At 59.0% G+C, this 22,451-nt stretch carries 25 protein-coding genes and 1 pseudogene; 13 read left to right on the top strand and 13 right to left on the bottom strand.

Annotated features, from left to right (window positions below; all coding sequences use genetic code 11):
- The first annotated feature begins 13 nt into the window (after positions 1 to 13).
- Both C4J85_RS19520 and C4J85_RS19515 read left to right on the top strand, forming a co-directional pair.
- Positions 14 to 628, top strand: a complete 615-nt coding sequence (locus C4J85_RS19520; RefSeq protein WP_124367914.1) for an RNA polymerase sigma factor — start codon at positions 14 to 16, stop codon at positions 626 to 628.
- The gene (locus C4J85_RS19515; RefSeq protein WP_124410521.1) at positions 622 to 855 is read left to right on the top strand and encodes an anti-sigma factor; all 234 of its coding nucleotides are present in this window, start codon (positions 622 to 624) and stop codon (positions 853 to 855) included. The genes C4J85_RS19520 and C4J85_RS19515 overlap by 7 nt, the downstream gene beginning before the upstream one ends.
- 113 nt (positions 856 to 968) lie before the next feature.
- Here the strand turns inward: C4J85_RS19515 and C4J85_RS19510 are convergent, their stop codons facing one another.
- Complete coding sequence (locus C4J85_RS19510) at positions 969 to 2,291, bottom strand: putative porin (protein WP_124407869.1); 1,323 nt, start codon at positions 2,289 to 2,291, stop codon at positions 969 to 971.
- Positions 2,292 to 2,574: 283 nt separating this feature from the next.
- On the opposite strand from C4J85_RS19510, the gene C4J85_RS19505 reads away from it, so the two are divergent.
- Complete coding sequence (locus C4J85_RS19505) at positions 2,575 to 3,699, top strand: GNAT family N-acetyltransferase (protein ID WP_124410520.1); 1,125 nt, start codon at positions 2,575 to 2,577, stop codon at positions 3,697 to 3,699.
- Positions 3,700 to 3,904: 205 nt separating this feature from the next.
- Here the strand turns inward: C4J85_RS19505 and C4J85_RS19495 are convergent, their stop codons facing one another.
- The 4 genes and pseudogenes from C4J85_RS19495 to C4J85_RS19480 form a co-directional block, all read right to left on the bottom strand.
- The gene (locus tag C4J85_RS19495; RefSeq protein ID WP_124410519.1) at positions 3,905 to 5,737 is read right to left on the bottom strand and encodes an ABC transporter ATP-binding protein; all 1,833 of its coding nucleotides are present in this window, start codon (positions 5,735 to 5,737) and stop codon (positions 3,905 to 3,907) included.
- A gap of 94 nt (positions 5,738 to 5,831) precedes the next feature.
- Entirely contained in the window at positions 5,832 to 6,395 is a 564-nt protein-coding gene (locus C4J85_RS19490) for a peptidylprolyl isomerase (protein ID WP_124371471.1), read from the bottom strand.
- 3 nt (positions 6,396 to 6,398) lie between these two features.
- A pseudogene (locus C4J85_RS19485) lies at positions 6,399 to 6,657 on the bottom strand (alpha/beta fold hydrolase); the annotation flags it as partial.
- Between the two features lie 29 nt (positions 6,658 to 6,686).
- Positions 6,687 to 7,610, bottom strand: a complete 924-nt coding sequence (locus C4J85_RS19480; RefSeq protein WP_124363864.1) for a LysR family transcriptional regulator — start codon at positions 7,608 to 7,610, stop codon at positions 6,687 to 6,689.
- A 49-nt stretch (positions 7,611 to 7,659) separates the two neighbouring features.
- Here C4J85_RS19480 and C4J85_RS19475 point away from each other — a divergent pair, with 49 nt between their 5' ends.
- The 3 genes from C4J85_RS19475 to C4J85_RS19465 all read left to right on the top strand — a co-directional run bounded on the left by C4J85_RS19475 (position 7,660) and on the right by C4J85_RS19465 (position 9,791).
- Positions 7,660 to 7,974, top strand: coding sequence for a 3-phosphoglycerate kinase (locus C4J85_RS19475; RefSeq protein ID WP_124367909.1), 315 nt, complete (start codon positions 7,660 to 7,662; stop codon positions 7,972 to 7,974).
- A 151-nt stretch (positions 7,975 to 8,125) separates the two neighbouring features.
- Positions 8,126 to 8,725 carry an FMN-dependent NADH-azoreductase gene (locus C4J85_RS19470; protein WP_124410518.1) on the top strand — a complete coding sequence of 200 codons (600 nt, stop codon included), beginning with the start codon at positions 8,126 to 8,128 and terminating at the stop codon, positions 8,723 to 8,725.
- 202 nt (positions 8,726 to 8,927) lie between these two features.
- Complete coding sequence (locus tag C4J85_RS19465) at positions 8,928 to 9,791, top strand: carboxylate/amino acid/amine transporter (RefSeq protein ID WP_124363861.1); 864 nt, start codon at positions 8,928 to 8,930, stop codon at positions 9,789 to 9,791.
- Here C4J85_RS19465 and C4J85_RS19460 read toward each other — a convergent pair.
- Positions 9,784 to 10,101 (bottom strand): hypothetical protein, encoded by a 318-nt coding sequence (locus C4J85_RS19460; protein WP_124410517.1) that lies wholly within the window; start codon positions 10,099 to 10,101, stop codon positions 9,784 to 9,786. The genes C4J85_RS19465 and C4J85_RS19460 overlap by 8 nt on opposite strands.
- Before the next feature lie 148 nt (positions 10,102 to 10,249).
- Here C4J85_RS19460 and C4J85_RS19455 point away from each other — a divergent pair, with 148 nt between their 5' ends.
- On the top strand, positions 10,250 to 10,615 hold the full coding sequence (locus C4J85_RS19455; RefSeq protein WP_124363859.1) for a histone-like nucleoid-structuring protein, MvaT/MvaU family: 366 nt from the start codon (positions 10,250 to 10,252) through the stop codon (positions 10,613 to 10,615).
- Between the two features lie 4 nt (positions 10,616 to 10,619).
- On the opposite strand, the gene C4J85_RS19450 is transcribed toward C4J85_RS19455, so the two are convergent.
- Positions 10,620 to 11,681: an SDR family oxidoreductase gene (locus tag C4J85_RS19450; RefSeq protein ID WP_124410516.1), complete on the bottom strand. Its 1,062-nt coding sequence runs from the start codon at positions 11,679 to 11,681 to the stop codon at positions 10,620 to 10,622.
- Positions 11,682 to 11,813: 132 nt separating this feature from the next.
- Complete coding sequence (locus tag C4J85_RS19445) at positions 11,814 to 12,626, bottom strand: DUF1206 domain-containing protein (protein WP_124407863.1); 813 nt, start codon at positions 12,624 to 12,626, stop codon at positions 11,814 to 11,816.
- A 107-nt stretch (positions 12,627 to 12,733) separates the two neighbouring features.
- Between C4J85_RS19445 and C4J85_RS19440 the strand changes: the two genes are divergently transcribed.
- Positions 12,734 to 13,495 carry a methyltransferase domain-containing protein gene (locus C4J85_RS19440; RefSeq protein ID WP_124410515.1) on the top strand — a complete coding sequence of 254 codons (762 nt, stop codon included), beginning with the start codon at positions 12,734 to 12,736 and terminating at the stop codon, positions 13,493 to 13,495.
- 139 nt (positions 13,496 to 13,634) lie between these two features.
- Positions 13,635 to 14,981, top strand: coding sequence for a DEAD/DEAH box helicase (locus tag C4J85_RS19435; protein WP_124363855.1), 1,347 nt, complete (start codon positions 13,635 to 13,637; stop codon positions 14,979 to 14,981).
- Positions 14,982 to 15,093: 112 nt separating this feature from the next.
- Here the strand turns inward: C4J85_RS19435 and C4J85_RS19430 are convergent, their stop codons facing one another.
- Positions 15,094 to 15,366, bottom strand: a complete 273-nt coding sequence (locus C4J85_RS19430) for a hypothetical protein (RefSeq protein ID WP_124371465.1) — start codon at positions 15,364 to 15,366, stop codon at positions 15,094 to 15,096.
- A 156-nt stretch (positions 15,367 to 15,522) separates the two neighbouring features.
- Between C4J85_RS19430 and C4J85_RS19425 the strand changes: the two genes are divergently transcribed.
- On the top strand, positions 15,523 to 15,924 hold the full coding sequence (locus C4J85_RS19425) for a transcriptional regulator (RefSeq protein ID WP_124410514.1): 402 nt from the start codon (positions 15,523 to 15,525) through the stop codon (positions 15,922 to 15,924).
- A 41-nt stretch (positions 15,925 to 15,965) separates the two neighbouring features.
- Here the strand turns inward: C4J85_RS19425 and C4J85_RS19420 are convergent, their stop codons facing one another.
- The 3 genes from C4J85_RS19420 to C4J85_RS19410 form a co-directional block, all read right to left on the bottom strand.
- Positions 15,966 to 16,835: a DUF6279 family lipoprotein gene (locus tag C4J85_RS19420; RefSeq protein WP_124407861.1), complete on the bottom strand. Its 870-nt coding sequence runs from the start codon at positions 16,833 to 16,835 to the stop codon at positions 15,966 to 15,968.
- A gap of 67 nt (positions 16,836 to 16,902) precedes the next feature.
- Positions 16,903 to 17,625, bottom strand: coding sequence for a TorF family putative porin (locus tag C4J85_RS19415; protein ID WP_124410513.1), 723 nt, complete (start codon positions 17,623 to 17,625; stop codon positions 16,903 to 16,905).
- 206 nt (positions 17,626 to 17,831) lie between these two features.
- Complete coding sequence (locus C4J85_RS19410) at positions 17,832 to 18,011, bottom strand: hypothetical protein (protein ID WP_003193095.1); 180 nt, start codon at positions 18,009 to 18,011, stop codon at positions 17,832 to 17,834.
- 324 nt (positions 18,012 to 18,335) lie between these two features.
- Between C4J85_RS19410 and C4J85_RS19405 the strand changes: the two genes are divergently transcribed.
- From C4J85_RS19405 to C4J85_RS19395, 3 genes are all read left to right on the top strand, one after another.
- On the top strand, positions 18,336 to 19,172 hold the full coding sequence (locus tag C4J85_RS19405; RefSeq protein ID WP_057721276.1) for a S1 RNA-binding domain-containing protein: 837 nt from the start codon (positions 18,336 to 18,338) through the stop codon (positions 19,170 to 19,172).
- A gap of 53 nt (positions 19,173 to 19,225) precedes the next feature.
- Positions 19,226 to 19,624: a DUF2177 family protein gene (locus tag C4J85_RS19400; protein ID WP_124410512.1), complete on the top strand. Its 399-nt coding sequence runs from the start codon at positions 19,226 to 19,228 to the stop codon at positions 19,622 to 19,624.
- Positions 19,625 to 19,821: 197 nt separating this feature from the next.
- A complete protein-coding gene (locus C4J85_RS19395; protein ID WP_124410511.1) occupies positions 19,822 to 21,264 on the top strand; it encodes an NCS1 family nucleobase:cation symporter-1 in 1,443 nt (480 codons plus the stop codon).
- On the opposite strand, the gene C4J85_RS19390 is transcribed toward C4J85_RS19395, so the two are convergent.
- Positions 21,176 to 22,375: an MFS transporter gene (locus C4J85_RS19390; protein ID WP_124407858.1), complete on the bottom strand. Its 1,200-nt coding sequence runs from the start codon at positions 22,373 to 22,375 to the stop codon at positions 21,176 to 21,178. The genes C4J85_RS19395 and C4J85_RS19390 overlap by 89 nt on opposite strands.
- Between the last annotated feature and the right edge of the window lie 76 nt (positions 22,376 to 22,451).

Raw genomic sequence — 22,451 nt, 5'->3', positions numbered from 1 at the left:
ATCGAGGTGTTGAATGGCCGCAGCGGACGACGCGCACCTGCTTGAACGCCTGCTCAAGGGCGAACAGCGGGCCTACAAGGAACTGGTCACCACTTACCAGAGTGCGATGCGGGCGGTGGCCTACGCCATCGTCGGGCAGCGGCATGCCGACGAGGTGGTGCAGGATGCCTGGTTGTCGGTGGTCCGCAACCTCGCCAGGTTCGAAGGGCGCTCCAGTTTGAAGACCTGGCTGCTGACCATCACGGCGAACGCCGCCAAGGGCCGCTACAAGCAAAATCGTCGCGAGGTGTTACTCGACGACCTGCCTTCCCCCCATGGCACCATCGGTGATGAACGCTTCACCCCGGACGATGGCCACTGGGCTGTCGCGCCTTATGCCTGGCACCAGGACACGCCGGAAGCCTTGCTGACCGAGGAGGAATTGCGTAAATGCCTGGAGCATACGATTCTGAGCTTGTCCGAGTTGCAAGGCAGCGTGCTGGTGCTGCGCGAGCGCCAGGGCCTGGAGCTGGAAGAAATCTGTAATCTTCTGACGCTCTCACTCTCCAATGTGCGCGTGCTGTTGCATCGGGCACGGCTTAAAGTCTTCGCAACCGTGGAGCATTTTGAGGAAACGGGCGAATGTTGACGTGTAAAGAGCAAGTGGCGCGTTCCAGTGACTACCTCGATGGGCAATTGACCTTTCGTGAGCGTCTGCTGGTGCGTCATCACTTGATGTTCTGCCCGAACTGCCGGCGCTTCATTCGTCAGATGCGCCTGATGCAGGCGACGTTGCGGATCATGCCGCAGGAGCCAGTGAAAGATGCGGACGCACTGGCCGAACGGCTCGCCGCCGAACGGCGCAAAGACCTGTAGGAGCGAGCTTGCTCGCGAAAAACGTCAACGATAACGCGGGTATCCTGGATAACCGCGCCTGTTCGTTCTTCGCGAGCAAGAACTAGGCGTCCCCTCGCTCCTACAGGGTGAGGTCAGAACTTGGCTTCAGCATCCAGTTGCAGGGTGTTGGTGTTGGCATCACGCTGGGTACGGCTGGCGTAGTCAGCCTTGGTCAGGAAGTAGGTGGCGCCCAGGGCGAAGTTCTTGTCGATGTCGTAGCTGACCTTCATCTTGTGACCGCGCGAACCGGTGGTGCCGTTGGCGAAGTCCGAATCGGTGAAGGCGCCCACGACCGCGTCGCGTTGTGTATCGCGGTAGTTGTAGTCGAGGTTGAAACCGAACACCTTGGACTTGGCACCCACCAACCAGGCGGTGTCCTGATCGGTCACGGCATCGTTGTTTTTCACGTACTGGCCGTAGAAGGCCAACGGCACTGCCAGGCCGCCGATGTCCGCCTGGGCAAAACCTTCATACAGGCGGAATTCATTATTGGCCGAGTTGCCGTTGACCGCCAGTGCGCAAGGCGTGGTGGTGGTCGTGCAGCGGCTGTCCTTGTCGTTCTGGTAAGCGTAGACGCTGCCGCCCAGGGTCATTTTCAGGTTGTCGGTGAGTGAGAAGCGCGTGCCCAACTGGCCGGAGGTCAGGCGCAGGTCGTGGCGGAATTGCACGCCGTCGCCGTCGACGTTGTCCTTGAGGTTGTAGTTACCCAGGCTGCCGAACAGTTCGGCACTGCCGCCCAGTGGGTATTTGTAGGTGACCGCCAGGCCTTCTGGGTTGATGTCGCTGTCCCAGATCACATCGCCCATGCTCACCCACGGTTGCAGCATCTTGCCGCCGATCACGTGCAGGTTCTTGATCTGGTCCGGGTGGTAGTCGATGTAGCCGAGGTCCAGCCAGATCGATTTTTTATCGAAGTAACCATCCTGGTCCTGGTTGGTGGAGCGCGCATCGTCACCGCCGCCCGTGGCGATACGGATACCGGTGTCCACTTGCGGGTTGATTTCAGTGTAGGCACCCAGACGAGCCCGGATACGTTGACGGTCCTTGTCACGCCCACCGTTGTTGGGCTCGCCATCGATCTTGATGGTTTCCTGGCGAAAGCGCACATCGCCCTTGAACTGAGTCTTGGCGGCCCAGGCCAGCTTCTGGTCGAAGCTGCTCAGCTCGTTGGTTTTTTTCGCGGTGGCCGCGATCTGTTCGTTGGTCTCCTGTTGGGCTTGCCGGGCGATCTGCTGTTCTTTCTGGTCTTTGGCCAACTCGTTTTGCAATTCGGTGTACTGCGAAGCGGTGATCTGGCCGTTGGCCTTGAGCATGTCGAGCAACTTAGCGTCGACTGCAGCGCTGGCCGGAACGCTGAGGGCCAGCATCAGGCCGCCACACAGGGCCGCCGCAGTTTTAGTGGAAGCAAGACGCATATCAATCTCCGAAAGTGAGGAGGGATACAACCCCTCCAGGACACAACCGACCGATGACGGACGGAAAAAAATGCCACCCGGCAACCCGGGTGCTCTGAAAACAGGCGTCAGTATCGCGGCGGTTTATGACGGAGTAGTGGCTAAGTGATTTCATCTGCATGACAAATTGTTTGCCGATGGAACTATCGGTTTAGAGCTGTGTCCGGCCATTTTTGGTGATGTGCATAGGGCTGTGATAGGCGATACTCGCCAGGCTTTCACGTCAGAAACAGAGAGGATGCCGATGCCGTTGCAACGCCTGCACAGCCTGTCCGAAATCACCCCACAGGCCTGGGATGCCCTGGTGCCGCAGGCCCAGCCGTTCGTGCGGCATGCCTTCCTGAGCGCGCTGGAAGACAGTGCCAGCCTGGGGCCCCATTCGGGCTGGCAACCGGAGCATTTGCTGCATTGGGACGGTGATCGGCTGGTGGCCGCGTTGCCCGGCTATCGCAAGTGGCATTCCTACGGCGAGTACGTGTTCGATCACGGTTGGGCTGACGCCTGCGCGCGCGCCGGCATCGACTACTACCCCAAGCTGCTGACGGCTGTGCCGTTCAGTCCGGTCAGCGGCCCGCGGCTGTTGGCCGCCAATGCCGAAGATGGCTTCGAGCTGTTGAACAGCCTGCCCGGTTACCTGGAAATCGAAGGGCTCTCCAGCGCCCACATCAACTTCACCGACACGTTGGCCGACGACGCACTGGCCCGGCAACCCGGCTGGCTGCAGCGCCTGGGCTGCCAATTCCACTGGCAGAACCGTGGCTATCGCGACTTCCAGGACTTTCTCGACGCACTGAGTTCACGCAAGCGCAAACAGATGCGCAAGGAACGCGAGCAGGTGGCGGGGCAGGGCATTGAGTTCGAGTGGCTGCAGGGGCATGAGCTGAGTGAAGCCCAGTGGGATTTTGTCTACGCCTGCTACGCCAACACCTACGCGGTACGTCGCCAGTCGCCCTATCTGACCCGGGCGTTTTTCAGCCTGCTGGCCGAGCGCATGCCCGAGGCGATCCGCGTAGTACTGGCCAAACAGGGCTCACGCCCGGTGGCCATGGCGTTCAGCCTGATCGGTGGCGACAGCTTCTACGGCCGCTACTGGGGCTGCCTGGCCGAATTCGACCGGTTGCATTTCGAAACCTGTTTCTACCAGGGCATGGACTACGCCATCGCCCATGGCCTGCAACGCTTCGACGCGGGCGCCCAGGGTGAGCACAAATTGATTCGCGGGTTTGAACCGGTGATCACCCGTTCGTGGCATTACCTGCGCCATCCGGGGTTGAAAAACGCCGTGGAAGATTTCCTCGAGCGTGAGCGAGTGGGGGTTCTGGCGTATGCCGAAGAGGCGAGGGAGGCCCTGCCTTATCGGCAGGGCTGACTGCCCCTTGCCCTAATGCCAGTCAGTTAAGAAGTAGAAAGGGTAAAAAGTAACCTGTGGCGAGGGAGCTTGCTCCCGCTGGACTGCGCAGCAGTCCCATTTTTGGGGCCGCTTCGCGGCCCAGCGGGAGCAAGCTCCCTCGCCACAGGTACAGTGTTCGTCCTTAACTGACTGGCATTACCCCTTGCCCTGGGTTTCGATGCCTTCAATCGATCCCGACAAACCCACCCGTCTGATGCTGCCACAGCCGCGCATACAACCCGCCGTGTGCCAGCAACTGGGCATGGCTGCCACTCTCGGCGATCTGGCCTTTCTCCAGCACCACCAGGCGGTCCATTCGCGCAATGGTCGACAGGCGGTGCGCAATCGCAATCACGGTCTTGCCCTGCATCAGGGTTTCCAGGCTCTCCTGGATCGCCGCTTCCACTTCCGAGTCCAGCGCTGAGGTGGCTTCGTCCATGATCAGGATCGGCGCGTCCTTGAGCAGCACACGGGCAATGGCGATCCGTTGGCGTTGCCCGCCGGAGAGTTTCACGCCGCGTTCGCCCACGTGGGCATCCAGGCCGGTGCGACCTTCGGCGTCCGACAGCAGCGGGATAAACTCGTCGGCGCGGGCCTTGTGCACGGCGGCCCAGAGTTCGTCGTCGGTTGCATCCGGCTTGCCATACAGCAGGTTGTCGCGGATCGAGCGGTGCAGCAGCGAAGTGTCCTGGGTAATCATGCCGATCTGCGCGCGCAGGCTTTCCTGGGCGACTTCGGCGATGTTCTGGTCGTCGATCAGGATGCGCCCGCCTTGCAGGTCGTAGAGGCGCAGCAGCAGGTTGACCAGGGTCGACTTGCCCGCGCCGGACGGGCCGATCAGGCCGATCTTTTCCCCCGCCCTGATTTCAAGGTTGAGGTCGCCAATAATTCCACTCTGCTTGCCATAGTGAAAATCCACCTGCTCGAAACGCACCTGGCCATGGGGCACGCTCAGGCGCGGGGCGTTGTCGCGGTCTGTCACCGCCAGCGGCTGGGCGATGGTTTTCAGGCCGTCCTGCACCATGCCGATATTTTCGAAAATGCCATTGACCACCCACATGATCCAGCCGGACATGTTGACGATACGAATCACCAGACCGGTGGCCAGGGCAATCGCGCCCACGGAAATCAGCGACTGGGTCCACAACCACAGGGCCAGGCCAGTAGTGGTGACGATCAACAGGCCGTTCAGGAGGGTGATCACCGTGTCCATGCCGGTCAGCACGCGGGCGGCCAGCTGGGCTTTTTCGGTTTGCTCGATGATCGCTTCCTTGGCGTATTCCTGCTCATTCTGCGTATGGGCGAACAGCTTCAACGTGGTGATGTTGGTGTAGCCATCAACGATGCGGCCCATCAACTTGGAACGCGCCTCGGAGGAAATCACCGAGCGCTCTTTGACCCGTGGTACGAAGTAGCGCAGTGCCAGGCTGTAGCAGATGATCCAGGTGATCAGCGGCACCATCAGCCGCCAGTCTGCCTCGGCAAATAACACCAGGGAACTGATCGCATAGATCGACACGTGCCAGATGGCCTCCGCCGTCGCCACGGCCGAATCGCGCAGGGAGTTGCCGGTTTGCATGATGCGCTGGGCGATGCGCCCGGCGAAATCGTTCTGGAAGAAGTTCAGGCTCTGCTTGAGCACGTAGCTGTGGTTCTGCCAGCGAATCAGGCTGGTCATGCCGGGGTTGATGGTCTGATGCACCAGTAGATCGTGCAGGCCGTTGAAGATCGGGCGCAACAGCAGCGCGACCACGGCCATCCAGATCAACTCCGCGCTGTGGACCTGGAAGAAATCCGCCGGCGGCGTGCCCTGGGCCAGGTCGATGATGCGACTCAGGTAGCTGAACAGCGCGACTTCGATGAGCGCACCGACCAGTCCCACCACCAGCAATGCGGCGAAGCAGGGCCATACCTGGCGCAGGTAATAGAGATAGAAGGGCAAAACTTTTTCGGGAGGGGCCGCGCTGGGAGCATCGCGGAAGATGTCGATCAGTTGTTCAAAACGACGATAGAGCATTAGGCTTGACGCCCGCCGTGCGGGCTCTCCTTTCAAATGCGCACGCTGCCTTGTGAGCAACGTGCGGAGCTACTTGCAGGTCTACCCGCAGACCTCAGTCGATGCGCTTGGCCGACTTGATCAGGACGGGATCGATTGGCACGTTCTGCATGCCTTGCTTGGTAGTGGTCTGGGAATTGACGATGACATCGACCACGTCCATGCCCTTGACCACTTTGGCGAATACGGCGTAACCGGCATCGCGACCCGGGTCGAGGAAGGCATTGTCGGCCACGTTGATGAAGAATTGGCTGGTGGCCGAGTCGGGATTAGACGTACGAGCCATGGACAGCGTACCGCGAACGTTATGCAGGCCGTTGCTGGCTTCGTTCTTGATCGGTGCGTCGGTCGGCTTCTGCGACATCTGCTGGGTGAACCCGCCGCCCTGGACCATGAAGCCTGGGATCACACGGTGAAAAATCGTGTTGGTGTAGAAGCCTTTGTCGACATAGGCAAGAAAATTCTTGGTACTGATCGGCGCCTTGACCGGGTCCAGTTCGATTTCAATGTCGCCATTGGTGGTGGAGATCAAGACGTGGGGCGCCTTGGCGGGCTCGGCCGCCATCAGGTTGGCAGCGAACAGAACGGAACCGGCAAAGAAGGCGATTTTTTTCAGCATGGGTCAGTGATCCTGGGTAGTGGCATCGACGGAGTTTAGAAAGTCGAGCAGGGTAGCGTTAAAGACTTCGGGTTGGTCCAGGGGCGTGGCATGGCGGGAATCTTCAATCACCACCAGTCGCGCGTTGGGCAGCAGTTTTACATAGATTTCTTTCTGCGCCACGGGGGTGTAATCGTGGTCGGCGCTGATGACCAGGTTGGACAGGTGATTCTGGAGCGTTGTTCCTGCCGCCACAGCGCACTATCGCGTCGAGCTTGCACAATTGAAAGCAGGCCATGGGTGAACTCCGTCTCAGGCTTGCCGAGGGGCCGCGAAGGGCGCGTCCAGCGGAGCGGTATCAAAGGTGCGCAACAATTCCACGAGGATCTGCGTCGCCGGGCCCAAGGGTTTGTCCTTGTTCGAATACAAATAGAACGTCGGATGGCGGCTGCCGCCCTGTTCCAGGGGCAGTTGCTTGAGCACGCCTTCGGCAAGTTCGCGCTCGATCATGTGCCGGGGCAACCAGGCAAAACCCAGGCCGCTGCCCACAAACGCGGCGGCGGTGGCCAGGCTGCCGACGGTCCAGCGCTGTTCGGCACCGAGCCACCCCACATCGCGCGGTTGCTGGCGGCCGGAGTCACGGATGACCACCTGCATCTGGCTTTCCAGGTCCTGGAAGCTCAACTCACGGTTCATGCGGTGCAACGCATGCTCGGGGTGGGCCACGGCGACGAATTCCACATCGCTCATTTCCGTGCCCAGGTAACCGGCGATGCTGAACCCGCAAATCGCCAGGTCGGCCACGCCTTCTATCAGCAGCTCTTCGACGCCGGAGAGCACCTCCTCACGCAAGCGCACCCGGCACCCTCGGCTCTGCGGCATGAATGCGGTCAGGGCGCGCACCAGGCGCGCATTGGGGTAGGCCGCATCCACGACCAGCCGCACCTCGGCTTCCCAGCCTTGTTCCATGTGATGGGCGAGGTCTTCCAGTTGACTGGCGTTTTTCACCAGTTGCCGCGAGCGGCGCAGCAGCACTTCACCGGCATCGGTGAGCACCGCCTTGCGCCCATCGATGCGCAGCAGCGGCACGCCGAGCTGGTCCTGCATGCGCGCCACGGTGTAGCTCACCGAGGACTGCGAACGGTGCAGCGCTTCGGCCGCCTGGGCGAAGCCGCCATGGTCGACCACGGCTTGCAACGTGCGCCATTGATCGAGGGTAACGCGGGGCGCTTTCAAGATGAGCTCCTCTTGTCCTAAGCTGGCGGTCCTTATTGGAGACTGCCGAATGAGAAAATTCTGTTGTGTGTTGCTGGCGCTGCTGCCGATGAGCGCGTTTGCCTATCCCATCGACGTGACCAAAAAGATCGAGGGTGTAAGCATCGATTACACCGCGTCCGATGTGGACGGCGATATCAGTTCGATTCAGCTCAACAACTACGGCACGACAGCGGCTGTGTGTTCGGTGGTCTTCACCAATGGCCCTGAAGCGCCGCGGCGTCGTACCGTCACCGTACCGGCGGGCAAAAGCACCAACACCACGGTCAGGTTCAACCGCGCGATCATCAAGATGCGCATTGCCCTGAGCTGCGCGCCGAAATAAAGCAAAAGCGGAGCATGCCCAAGGGAATACTCCGCTTATAAACAAATTTCTAGATGGGTTATAGCAGTTTTTTGTGCTTTTTAATCGAACGGGCCCTGGTTAATCTTTTCTCCATCGACTTACAGCATTTACCGATGGAGCCTACATAGCCATGTCCAACGTTCTGATCATCGAAAGCAGCGCTCGCCAGCAGGATTCGATTTCCCGCCAACTGACCCAGCAGTTCATCAGCCAGTGGCAGGCGACTCATCCTGGCGATCGGATCACCGTGCGCGACGTGGCGCTCAACCCGGTGCCCCACCTCGATGCCAACCTGCTGGGCGGCTGGATGAAGCCCGCCGAACAGCGCAGCCCGATCGAGCAGGCATCCCTGGACCGCTCCAACGCATTGACCGACGAGCTGCTCGCCGCCGACGTTCTGGTGATGGCGGCGCCGATGTACAACTTCGCCATCCCCAGCACCCTCAAGGCCTGGCTGGACCATGTGCTGCGCGCCGGGGTTACCTTCAAGTACACCGCCACCGGGCCGCAAGGTTTGCTGACTGGCAAGCGCGCCATCGTGCTCACCGCCCGTGGCGGCATTCACACCGGCGCTGCATCGGACCATCAGGAACCGTACCTGCGCCAGGTCATGGCCTTTATCGGGATTCACGACGTCACCTTCATCCATGCCGAAGGCGTGAACCTGAGCGGTGACTTCCAGGAAAAAGGCCTCAACCATGCAAAGGCGCTGCTTGCCCAAGTGGCTTGATCCTTTAATCGCCAGATAATCCCCCGGTGTTTATCTAGGACCACGCAATCCCTTCAAGTACGCGTACCGAACCTCCCTTTGCACTTGTGCTCCTGAGTGCTCCTGCCCGACTGCCGCTTTAGCGAGGTCGGGTTTTTTTTGCCTCGAGTTTCTTCAAACATCGAAAAGCTTTAATGTCGCGCCCATTCGAAACGAGGCGCACATGGGCTATCTACTGGTTGTTACCCTGATTCAGGCATTTTCCTTCAGTTTGATCGGCGAATACCTCGCCGGTCACGTCGACAGCTATTTCGCGGTACTGGTGCGCGTGGTCCTGGCCGGGCTGATCTTCATTCCATTGACCCGCTGGCGCGCGGTGGAACCGGCGTTCATGCGCAGCATGCTGATCATTGGTGCGCTGCAATTCGGCGTGACCTACGTGTGCCTCTACCTGAGCTTTCGGGTACTCACGGTGCCGGAGGTGTTGCTGTTCACTGTCCTCACACCGTTGCACGTGACCCTGATCGAAGACGCGCTCAACCGGCGCTTCAACCCCTGGGCACTGGTCGCCGCGCTGGTGGCGGTGGCGGGCGCGGCGGTAATCCGCTTCGACCAGATCACGCCGCACTTCCTGATGGGCTTCCTGTTGCTGCAACTGGCCAACTTCACCTACGCCGCCGGGCAAGTCATGTACAAGCACTTGGTGGCGCGCTATCCAAGTGATCAGCCGCACTACCGGCGTTTCGGCTATTTCTACCTGGGCGCCTTGGTGGTGGTGTTACCTGCGTTCCTGCTGTTCGGCAAGGCGGACTTCCTGCCCCAGGCCCCGCTGCAATGGGGCGTGCTGGTGTTCCTGGGACTGGTCAGCACTGCGCTGGGCATGTACTGGTGGAACAAGGGGGCCTGCCTGGTCAATGGCGGCACCCTCGCGGTGGTGAACAACCTGCATGTGCCGGTGGGGTTGTTGCTGAACCTGCTGATCTGGAACCAGCATGAGCCGCTGGGACGACTGGCCCTCGGCGGCCTGGTGATTCTGGCGGCGGTGTGGGTCAGTCGGTTGGGGATCAAGCGGGCGTCGCTTACATAGCAGCGAGAGACTTGTGCCAGGCCGAATAGGGCGTGTTTTTCACCTGACATTGATTGAAGTCGGGTGAACCGTCATCCCACCAGACCGGCCCGCGCTCGCCCAGATCAACCTTGGCCTTTTGAACCTTCGCCCTCGCGCTTTTCAGCTGGCCCTCATCACCTGACGCTTTGGCGGTTTTTACTTCACGACGTGCATCCATAAGCTGGTTAACCAAACGCTGCCGAACGTCTGAGGGTAGTAAAGGATTACTGCACCGCCAGAGTTTGCCATTGACTAGGAAATAGCGGCCATCGGGCGTCGTTGGATACATCAATGGGCGTCTCCTACTCTTATACTCAATGACCTTGTTCCGTTACCTGGGATTCAATTTATTAATAGGGCGTACGCTTACAGTTCTATCAGCTCATGCTCGGGGCTTTTTTGGTGTAACGTAACAACACATCTAGAAGAGGTTTCCAATGTCTAAACTCGCAGAATTCCGCCAGCTCGAAAAACACCTCGCCGAACAGCTTCAGGCCCTTGAAGCTTTGAAGGGTGATGCCGGCCTCAAGAAAGAAATTGAATTCGAAACGAAGCTGCGCGATTTACTCGCAAAATACAGCTACAGCCTGAAGGACGTTATCAACTTGCTTGATCCACAAGCAGGGCGTCGCGCTCCAGCCGTCGAATTCAAAGCCGGCAGCCGCAAGCCACGCCAGTTGAAAGTTTATAAAAACCCTCATACCGGTGAAGTCGTCGAAACCAAGGGCGGCAATCACAAAACGCTAAAGGCTTGGAAAGCAGAACATGGCTCCGCGACTGTTGAGTCCTGGCTGGCCAAGTGACGACCTAAGGTATCAAGTGCATATCGCGTAGTTTGTCGAACACGTCGAAAAATGCTTGATCGCTCGCCTGGTAGGCGGTAAAGCCCATCGCACGGCTTTTCGACATATCCGTGACAACTTCAATGGGGCGACCAAGGTCTGCATCCGTGTGCCACGGGGACACCAGGCGACCTATATCGGGTTCTTTCAGGCCGTGTTCCGCGACCATTTGCGCCCATACGGCTTGGTCGTTAGCCATCTGCTTTTCAAGGGGTGAGAGTGACGCGGGATAATCGGCCGCAGGCAGGGCGAAATAGTCGGCAATTCGGCCCCACATCCATTTCCAACGAAATACATCACCATTGGTGACGTTGAATGCCTGATTGGCCGCAGCCGGCGTGGTGGCCGCCCACAGTTGTTGTTTCGCCAACTGCCGTGCGTCCGTCATATCGGTGAGGCTGTCCCACTGCACTTTTGATCCGGGAAACACAAAAGGGCGATGGGTTTGTTTGCAAATCGAAGCATAGACGGCGAGGGTGGTTGCCATATTCATCGCGTTGCCTACCGCAACCCCGGTGACGGTATGCGGGCGATGAACGCTCCACGTGAAGCCGTCCTTTTCAGCGGCGGCGAATAGTTCGTCTTCCTGGGCGTAGTAGAAATTTTCGATATCCAGACGACCCTGTTCTTCGCGAAACGGTGTTTGCGCTAGGCTGCCCTTACCATACGCTTCGAACGGGCCGAGGTAATGTTTCAGGCCAGTAACCAGGGCCACGTGCTCAACGCTCTTGGCTGGGCGAATGGCGGTGAGCACGTTGCGTACCATGGCGGCATTAACGCGAATGTTCTCGGCCTCCGTAGCTTGTCGTGACCACGTGGTAATGAACACATGAGTGGGTTTCAAATCCGCCAGCGCCTGTTGCAGCGAAGCTGGATCCTGAAGATCTGCCGCGACAGGGATAACACCTTGCGCTTGCGACGGGTGCCTCGACAGCGCGGCGACCTGCCAGTTGTTCTCGATTAGTAACTGAGTGATGGCGCTGCCGACGATTCCGCTGGCGCCCACGACTAAAGCTGTCTGGCTCATACGTTTCTCCTGGATTTAGGTTTGGGAGTCCGCCTGAGCAACAGAGGTTCAACCTGAACCTGAACCGGATCCGCATTGAGCTGCGCGGCACAAGGTAGAACTGGACTAACCATTCGCTGAGCCGGCACGGAACTACGGCCTCGGCACCCCCGGAACATCCATATTGATCTTGCGCCAGAAGGCTTCAGAGAAGCTGTAAGCCGAGAACGCAATCAGCCCCAAGGCCATCACCATCAACATCAGCCATCCCGCTGGAAGATTCTGCAGTGCGTCCAGGGCTTCTTTCATGCCCGGTGGATTCATGGCTTGATAAGTGGAACCGCTGATTGCCAGCAGCAATGCGATCTCTATAAAAACTACTCCACGGGCAATTAGACCGAACCGCGACACTGGGCGGACGTACTGCATGACGTCTTCATCGGCCTCAAAATATTTCTCGAACGAGGCTTTCCACCCCTTGATGATATGAGCAATACCCACACCCAGCGGAACGAGTGCGATCAGGTACACCAACACATTCGAGTGATCCCATGACAAGAGATGCGCCAGCCAGTCTTTGGTCTGCCCGCTGGAATTACCCGAGCTTTTAATGCCGCTAATAAGCAAACCCAATGCAAAGAGCGCGAGAGCGCCGTTAACCATACCCCCCGCTAAGAGACCCGCGCGAATCACCAAGCCTTTAAGTTCTTTGCCATGATGGTCCACATCACGCGTAGCTTGCAGAACGCGCCAAGCCGCAAATGCGAGTAGGCCCGCCACCACAAGCCCAACGAGAAAATAGCCGAAGGGCTGGCTTAGCAGTGCTTCCAGGCTCTTGTGGCTGTCTTTCGGCTTTGTCGAATCCTGTGCTGCCAGCAGTGCGAAGATGCCGATGATCAAATACAGCACGCCCCGAGCGGCGTAGCCTCCCCGAGCGAGTATTACCAGGCCTTGTTGTGCGGACATTCGATGTATTCCCGAGCTTTGATACAAAAGCAGACCCCTCTCGCTGGGTGGGGTTCTATTAACAGCAAGCGTCCGTCAGACTCCGGGCTGAATTTCGGAGCCAAGACATGAACCTTGCCAAGCGTGACTTCACCAAACAACTTCTTATTGATGCTGGGATACGTGAGGGGATGCGTGTTCTGGATGTCGGCTGCGGAACGGGGGACGTTTCCTTCCTGCTAAGCACACTGGTCGGCAAGACGGGCGAAGTCGTCGGGGTTGATCACGATGATAATGCGCTTGCTACAGCACGCAAACGCGAGGCATCCGCTAAGTACCCTGTGCCCACTTTCATTCAAAGCGGATTACTCGACCTGACTGAATCTATCGGCATGTTCGACGCCATCGTGGGCAGACGAGTGCTCATGTACCAGGCAGATACCGTGGCCACCGTCAGCGCACTGGCCAAGCATCTTCATCCAGGCGGGGTGATGGTTTTCCAGGAGCATGATACGACGATGGCCCCAGCCAGCATTGACGCCTTCCCCCTGCACAGAACGGCGCAAGGCTGGATACAGCAGATGATCGCGCGCGAAGGCGCCGACTTGCATATCGGCTTTAACCTGCACGGTATCTTCACCACTGCCGGATTGCGTGTCGCGGATGTGCGTGCCGAATGCGTCGTACAAACCCCTGATACACCTTACGGCCTGGGCTACATCGTACGTGCCTGCTTGCCACGCATCGTCGCGCTGGGGGTTGCTACACCCGACGAGGTCAACATTGAAACGCTGGAACAACGTCTGGACGATGAGCGAAGCCAGTCAGGCGGAATATACGTCGGGGACGTAATGTTCGGGGCATGGGCCTATAAGCTGGGGCAGTCTTGATCCCAGGCACCTCGGTATGGAGAAAAATGCTGACAAAAAAACAGCTGATTAGCCCTGTTCGCGTAAAGAAACTCGGTTTGGACGCCCGAAACCGGTACCCTATGCAGCTGATATTTTGTATTTCTTCGAGGTAGCACCCGTGTTTTCCCAATTCGCCCTGCACGAACGCCTGCTCAAAGCCGTGGCCGAGCTTAAATTTGTCGAGCCTACGCCTGTGCAAGCAGCGGCCATCCCGCTCGCGCTCCAAGGGCGTGACCTGCGGGTGACGGCGCAAACCGGTAGCGGCAAGACCGCTGCGTTCGTCCTGCCGATTCTCAACCGCCTGATCGGCCCGGCCAAAGTTCGCGTCAGCATCAAGACCCTGATCCTGCTGCCGACCCGCGAGCTGGCCCAGCAAACCTTGAAGGAAGTGGAGCGCTTTTCCCAGTTCACCTTCATCAAGTCCGGCCTGATCACCGGCGGTGAAGACTTCAAGGTCCAGGCCGCCATGCTGCGCAAGGTGCCGGACATCCTGATCGGCACCCCAGGCCGCATGATCGAGCAACTCAATGCCGGCAACCTCGACCTCAAGGAAGTCGAAGTGCTGGTATTGGACGAAGCCGACCGCATGCTCGACATGGGCTTTGCCGATGACGTGCAGCGCCTGGTAGCCGAGTGCGTCAACCGCCAGCAGACCATGTTGTTCTCCGCCACCACCGGCGGCTCGACTCTGCGCGAGATGGTTGCCAAGGTCCTGAACGATCCCGAGCACCTACAGGTCAACAACGTCAGCGATCTGAACGCGACCACGCGTCAGCAGATCGTTACCGCTGATCACAACGTGCACAAAGAACAGATCCTCAACTGGCTGCTGGCCAACGAGACCTACCAGAAGGCGATCGTGTTCACCAATACCCGCGCCGCTGCCGACCGCATCTACGGCCGCCTGGTGGCGCAGGAATACAAGGCGTTCGTGCTGCACGGCGAAAAGGACCAGAAGGACCGCAAGCTGGCCATCGACCGCCTCAAGGCCGGTGGCGTGAAGATCCTGGTCGCCACCGACGTCGCCGCGCGCGGCCTTGATGTGGATGGCCTGGACCTGGTGATCAACTTCGATATGCCGCGCAGCGGCGACGAATACGTGCACCGTATCGGCCGTACCGGGCGTGCTGGCAACGATGGCCTGGCCATCTCGCTGATCTGCCACGGTGATTGGAACCTGATGTCGAGCATCGAGCGCTATCTGAAGCAATCGTTCGAGCGCCGCACCATCAAGGAAGTCAAAGGCACCTACACCGGGCCGAAGAAGGTCAAGGCGTCGGGCAAGGCCGTCGGCGTGAAGAAGAAAAAGACTGACGCCAAGGGCGACAAGAAGAAGGCCGGCGCCAAGTCGCCGACCAAGCGCAAGATCGCCAACCGGCCGAAGACCGACAACCTGTCGCTCGTCAGCAAGGACGGCATGGCCCCGCTCAAGCGCCGCAAGCCGGAAGCACCCGCTGCCGAGTAAGGCCTGCGCTATACGAAAAAACCGGACATTGTCCGGTTTTTTTATGCTCAGTTTGATCGCTCCCATGCTCCGCGTGGGAGCGCAGCCAGTGGCGCTCCGCGCCGCTCTTCATTCATTCAGTCTTGGCAGCAGCTTCCTTCAACTCTTTGAGCCGGGCATCGATCAACTGGCATTTGTCGGGAAATTGCGCGCTTTCGGTGTCCAGATCCATCTTCTGCAACTGGTCATTCATCTCCTTGGCTTTGGCAGGGTTCTGCTCAGTGAGCCGGCTCACTTCCTTGGCCAGCGCCTCACGCTTGGCCGTGGCCTCTTCGGGCGTGCAGGCCCAGGCGGGCAGGGCGCCCAGCAGCGTGGCGGCAATGGCCAGGTTCATCAGGGTTTTCATGGTTCGGACCTCCTTGGCGATGATGTTCGGTTGAGGGGGCAAACGCCTGGAAAGTTCAGGGGAATGACGCCCTGTCCATCCAGCTGAACGGCCAGCGCGCGGGCGGGTCACTAGTTTTGACGGGCTAATTTTTCTACGCCTGCAGGAGGAATCAGGATGACGACTTACAACTGGGATCTGATCGAGCGGCTGTTGCATGAAGTGCAAAACGGCGAGGGCAGTTTTGCTCCCCGCAAATACGCTGAGCAGGAAGTCGCCGAGAAGGCCACGGCGGGTGAGCCCACCGGCAATCTGGATGCGTTGAAGAAGACTGCCGCCGATTATGAAGCGCTGTTGTTCAAGCGCGGGTTTATTGAGTCGCGTCCGGAGGAAGAGGGCGGCAATGGTGAGAATTTCATTCTGACCCCGCGAGGAGCAAGCCTGCTCTCGCTGATCGATAGCTCAATCCCGGGGGAGAATCACCCGCGTCATGTGCTGGACCAGCAGGACGACGCGCTGGATGAACAAACCTTTGATCGTGTCGCGTCCGAGGCGGCTATTGCCGGCGGTGCGATTTAGCGTTCACGCGCGAGTGGTAGCGGGTGTGCCTGCTTCCACGTTTATTGGGAAGGTGTGGCCTTCAGGCACTTCAGCGCCTTGAAGTCGCTGCGCACGGCGTCGATTTTCTGGGTCAGCTTCAGGCGTTGCTGCGCGGTGCTTTCAGCCATCAGGTCAACGATCAGGCTGCGCGCGGCGGCTTCGGTCTGTGCGTAGGCGCTGCGGTACTCCGGGGTCCACAGGCTTTCACGGTCGACCAGCAGTTGCTGCATCTTGCGCGGGAAGTCGACGCTTTGGCGCTGCTGCACGGCGTCGATGAATTGAGCCTGCCAGCGCGCGCGGTTGCCGATCCATTCGGTGTTCTGATCACCCAGCGCGGCGGACCATGCCATCACCCGGCTTTGCTGGCGTGTACTGAGCGGGCCGATCCAGGCGTCCAGGCGCTTGCTCATGCGTTCGGCGCGTTCCTTGATCTGCTGGGGCAGCGGTGGCTTGAGGTATTCGTCCTGGCGCTTGCGCAGGTCCTTGGCCAGGGCGTCGTTCATCTCCTTGACCTGTTGGTCATCCAGACCTTGCAGCAATTGCACCGCAGTCGGGGTGATTTCGCGCGCAATCTCGGCGATGGCCTGCTTGGCTTCGACGGTACGGGTTTGTAAGGCCGCGTCCGTGACCTGATTGCTGTCGACCATCAGTTGCAAGCGGTCCAGCCAATCCAGGTAACCCGGTAATTGCGTGGTGCAGTGCCATGCCAGGTGCTGCTTGAGGCTGTCGTTGAACCAGCTCTTTTGCCCGGCGTTCATGTCCAGGTAGTCGTTGAGGGTCCAGGGGATGATCACATCGAGATTGCGGTAGGCCAGGCCTACGCGGTTGCAGCCGGCGAGCGCCAGGCTCAGGGTCAGCAATAACGCCAGAAATTTGAGCCGACGCAACATGGGCGGGTCCTTGCACGGATGGGGGTTAATGCATGTGAACCTGCGGCGGGGGCGACAGTTCAGCCCATCAATAAAACGATCGCACGGCCTTCAAGGTCAACAGCCCATCACATTGCGAATTGTGTCCGGAGTAGGCCGAACAATCCCCGCCGCTGAGGCTGGAGTCGCTGTAGATCAAGTCCAGGTCAATGCCTTTCCATTCTCGGGAGAACTGTACCGACCAGTCGCTGAACGTGCGGATGGAGCCGTTTTCCACCGAAACCGGGGTGCCCAGCTGATGGGTGGTGTACTTCATGCTGACGCCGATGCCGAAAGGCTGGGTACCGCCGAGGTCGGCAAACAGCGTGCTGTCTTGGCGGTCGGGGTCGTTGCTGAAGGAGGCGCCGAAGCGGTTGCCCAACAGGTTCAGGCCACCGTAGAACTCTTGGCTGTCCAGAGGGCTGAGCTTGGGATAGCTGTAGTGGATCAGGCCGACTTCGTAGCCCAGGGTCTGGTCGAAAGGGTGTTTGAAACCCATGTAGGAATCGATTTCGAGCGTGCTCTTGGAGGACAGGTCCATATTCGGCGAGAACTGCCCGAAATACACGCCGCTGTCGTGGCTCAAGTCCAGGCCGCCGTGGAACGAGTCGCTGCCGGGCGCGGTGGGCTTGACCAGACCCTGGGCCATGCTGCGGCTGGGCGTGGTGCCCAATTTAAGGTCAAAGTCGCCCAATTCGCGCTGGAAGATCTGCGCTTGGGCGAACGGACTGGCAATTAACGCAACGATCAGAAACGTGCAGGGTTTGAACATGCTTCACTCCATGAAAAGCGAGGAGCAGTAACGAAAAATCAGGCGGATGCCCGTGCTAGACGTGTGCAAGGATACCGGCGAATGCGCGCAGATGAGGCCCGTTCGTCGTTTTTGCGCAATAAAGGGTGAAGCAGAGGGTGTTTCGGGGCTCTAGTCCTAGCGCCTTGAAGGCAAGACGCTTAGGGACCAGGTGCGTTGCGCAGGTGTTACTTCTTGCCCAGGCTGATCTGCTTGGACGGGCCGAAAGTCTGGCCGCTTACGCCCTTGGCAATTTGCTGGATTTCGCCACCGGACTTGAGAAACGCAGCAATCTGGCTGTTGATCGATTCGCTGGTTTCGACGGCGGGAGCTGGCTTTGCTTTGCTGTTGGATGCTTTTACACGCATGGCGGCCACTAACCTGTAGAAAATTAACTTGGCCAGGCATCGTACAGGAAATACTTGACAATTGCTTGGCAAATATCCCCCAGGACTTAACCTCGCGTCTGGAAAAGTGCAGAACTTGATCAATGATTTAATCGGCTAACTTACTGTTTTAATTCGAAAGCTTGTGATGACGGGGCGTTGGCGACCGGTAAAATTTGTAGGAATGATCAGACGAGCGGGGCGGTGCCACTGTAGCGCCACGTCAGCCTGCGGATTTTTCAGGCGCGCGGGCGTGCCTGACACAAACCGGGTAGAATACCGCCCACGCAATGAGGGTATCTGGAAATGGCTTTAGTCGGGCGCTACAACAGCTTGCAAGTGGTTAAACACACTAACTTTGGTTTGTACCTGGATGGTGCGCAGGACGGTGAAATCCTCTTGCCTAATCGGTATATCCCCAAAGATATTCCCAGTGAAGATGAAGACTGGCTTAACGTTTTCATTTATCTGGACAGCGATGACAAACTTATCGCCACCACTGAAAAACCCAAAGTTCAAGTGGGCGAGTTTGCCAGTTTAAAAGTGGTGGAAGTCAACAGTATCGGCGTTTTCCTCGATTGGGGGCTGCCAAAGGACCTGTTGCTGCCCTACTCAGAAGAAAAACGTCAGTTGAGCGCCGGTGAGTATTGCGTAGTGCATGTCTACCTCGACAAGCACACCAAACGCATCACCGCTACCGCGCGCCTTGACCGCTACCTCGACAAAACGCCGGCCAATTACCAGGTGGGCCAGGAAGTCGACCTGTTGGTGGCCGAAGCCACGGACATGGGCTTCAAGGCGATCATCAACAACAAGCACTGGGGCCTGATCCACAAGAACGAGGTGTTCAAGTTCCTGCGTCCAGGCAAGGAAGAGAAAGGCTTTATCAAGGAGATCCGCGCCGATGGCAACATCAGCCTGAGCCTGCAGCCGGTTGGCCAGGAAGCGGCGTCCAGCCTCAACTCGAAGATTCTTGCCAAGTTGCGTGACAACAACGGCACCTTGCCGGTCAGTGATAAAAGCGATCCTGCTGTGATCAGCAACTTGTTTGGCGTGAGCAAAGGCAACTTTAAAAAGGCCATTGGTGCGCTCTACAAGCAGGGACAGATTGTGATTCATGCGGACCGCATTGAACTAAGCTGAGTGCGGTTTGCTCTGCTGTAGGAGCACGCTCGCTCCTGCAGTGGACCGGTCAAATGTCGAAGAAAATGCTGTTTGCCTATCTTGGCACCCTGTTCGCCTTCCTGGTGCTCGACGGCCTTTGGCTCGGCGTCCTCATGGGGCCTACCTATAAAAGCCTGCTCGGTTCGCTGATGCTCGATCAGCCGCGTCTGTTGCCGGCCGTTGTGTTTTATTTGCTCTACGTCCTCGGTTGCGTGGTGTTCGTGGTCTTGCCCAGCGCCAGCTGGCAACGCGCTGCGCGTTTGGGCGCCTTGCTCGGGTTGGTCGCCTATGGCACTTACGACCTGAGTAATTGGGCCACGCTGCAAGGCTGGTCTGCGGGCCTGGCGGTGATGGATATGGCGTGGGGCACGGTTCTGACAGCGATCTGTTGCACCGTCGGCTACCTGTGTGCACAACGGGTGCGCCAGTGATTGTGTACAGGATTGTCGTGCACCGTTGCTGCGCATATCCCTTATAGCCAAACCTTGATAATCCCTTTGGAGCGTCGTTCCACGGGGATTGTGTGCCATTGGCACGTATCCTGCTGAATGCCTCGTATACAACCCATGTAGCCGACCGTATGCATACCGCTACGTCAGCGCAGGGCGATATTTCGAGGAGTCCGACGATGAATGAACAATTGCCCAAAGGCTACAGCCCACGGCTGTACAACCAGGACCTGGGCCCACTGCCGCAAAAGTGGACCTGGTACAACATCTTCGCCTTCTGGATGAGCGACGTGCACAGCGTCGGCGGCTACGTCTTCGCCGCCAGCCTGTTCGCCCTGGGGCTGGCGAGTTGGCAGGTGTTGATCGCCTTGCTTGCGGGTATCTGCATTGTGCAACTGATCGCCAACCTGGTAGCCAAGCCCAGTCAGCAAGCGGCGGTGCCTTACCCCGTGATCTGCCGGCTGGCATTTGGTGTGTTTGGCGCGAATATTCCTGCGGTGATCCGAGGCTTGATCGCGGTAGCGTGGTACGGAATTCAGACGTACCTGGCGTCGAGTGCCTTGATCATCGTGGTGCTGCGCTTCTTCCCGTCGATGGCCGTATATGCCGAGCCGCATTTTGCGGGTTTGTCCTACTTGGGCTGGTTCGGCTTTCTCAGCCTGTGGGTATTGCAGGCCGCGGTGTTCTGGGCTGGCATGGAGTCCATCCGCCGTTTTATCGACTGGGCCGGCCCGGTGGTGTACGCGGTGATGTTTGCCCTGGCCGGCTGGATTGTCTGGAAGGCCGGCTGGGCGAATATCAGCTTTACCCTGGCGGAAAAATCACTGTCGGGCTGGCAGGCGTTCGGCCAGGTAATCGTGGCGACGGCGCTGGTGGTGTCGTACTTCTCCGGGCCGACCTTGAATTTTGGTGATTTCAGCCGCTACTGCCGCAGCATGCAGGACGTGCGCCGTGGCAATTTCTGGGGGCTGCCGGTGAATTTCCTGGCGTTCTCCCTGGTCACCGTGGTGATCGTCTCGGGCACCCTGCCGGTGTTTGGCGAAATGCTGCATGACCCGATTGCCACCGTGTCGCGTATCGACAACAGCATGGCCGTCCTGTTGGGCGCCTTTGCGTTTGTCACCGCCACCATCGGTATCAATATCGTCGCCAATTTTGTCTCGCCCGCGTTCGACTTCGCCAACATTGCGCCAAGCAAAATCAGTTGGCGCGCAGGGGGGATGATCGCGGCGGTGGCATCGATCTTTATCACCCCATGGAACCTGTTCAATAACCCGCTGATGATCCATTACACCCTGGATATCCTCGCCGCATTTATCGGGCCGCTGTTTGGCATCCTGCTGGTGGATTTCTACCTGGTCAAAAAGCAGCGCATCGACGTGGATGCGCTGTTCGATGACAGCCCGAGCGGGCGTTATTACTTCGATGGCGGTGTGAACTGGACGGCGGTCAAGGCTTTGGTGCCGGCGACGTTGATGGGCGTGGCGATCACCTTTACGCCGGCGTTGCAGGGCATGGCCAATTTCGCCTGGTTTACCGGATGCTTGCTGGGCGGGCTGTTTTTTCTAGTGCTGACGCGGCGCGAGCAGGTCCGCGTACCGACCCCTGTGGTCGCCGGCTGATCAATACGCTGCCCGCCACCAACAGGCCGCAACCGGCAATCACCAACGCCGGTTGCAGGCTGCCGCTCCAGTGGCTGCTCACGGAAGCCAGCAGCGGGCCGCTCAATTGGCCGATCGCAAAGCTGGCGGTCAACAGTCCGGTGTTGCGTTGATAGCCATTGGGCGCTACCTCGCGCAAGCGTGCCATGACCAACTGCATGCAGGCCAGAAACGGCGCACCGCACAGTAACACCCCCAGCGCCAGCCCCCAGCCATTGCCCAGCAGGCACGTGAACACGCCAGCGGCTTGCAGCCATAGCGTGGTCATCAGCCAGCGCCGGGTGGTGTTCGGGTCCTTGCGGCGCAGGCTGGCAATCACCACGCCCGTTGCGGCGGCCAGACCGAAACAAGGCCAGAACAAGTCGGCCTGCCAGGCGCCTTTGAACTGCGCGCTGGCCATCTGCGACAGGAAGGTGGCCGGAATGATGTAGCCCAGGCCGTACAGGAAGTAGATCCAGCCTAGGTGCGCAATGCTGCTGTTATTGCCGGTGCTGGGAGCGGGTGCAACCGACGCGCTCGGTTTCGGCAAGAAGGGCAGGATGGCCAGTAGCATCACCAGTGCCACTGCCCCATATACCAACCACAGCGTCGCGGAGCTTTGCCCCAGCAGGTTGGAGCCCAACGCCAGCAAACCCGTCAGCAAAATCCCCACCCCCGGCCCCGCAAATACCAGCGCTCCGAGGCGCGGCCTGCCAGCGGCAATCGCCAGTGGCTGGCTCAGGCTGGTGATCATCACTAGGGCCCAGGCGCTGGCGACACCAGTGCCGAAACGCAGCAACAGGTGCGGCCAGAACCCGTGGGCCCAGTATGACGCCAGGGTCAGCAGCACGCAGAGCCACAGGCCACCGTACAAGCGCCCCTTAATATGATGATGACTGCGAGCGAATATCGAGTCCACGGCACCCACGAAGTAACCCAGGTAATTGGCGGCCGCGATCAGTCCGGCGCCGGTCAGGTCGATCTGGCCTTCGCTGAGCAGATGCGGCATCTGCGGGGTGAGGGCAAAGCGGCCGATGCCCATGGCCATCATCAGGGCGACAAAGCTGGCGGTTAAGCGAATCAGCGGTGACATGTTCAGGTGTCCTGCAATAAAGCGAAGACCGTCAGGCTAAAGCGGATTGACTTTCTGTAAAAATGAATAATAGTGA

This window comes from Pseudomonas sp. R4-34-07 (assembly GCF_003852375.1).
Taxonomy (GTDB): domain Bacteria; phylum Pseudomonadota; class Gammaproteobacteria; order Pseudomonadales; family Pseudomonadaceae; genus Aquipseudomonas.
Note: the sequence above shows the minus strand (reverse complement) of the source record. Positions and strands in the feature narration are given on the sequence as shown.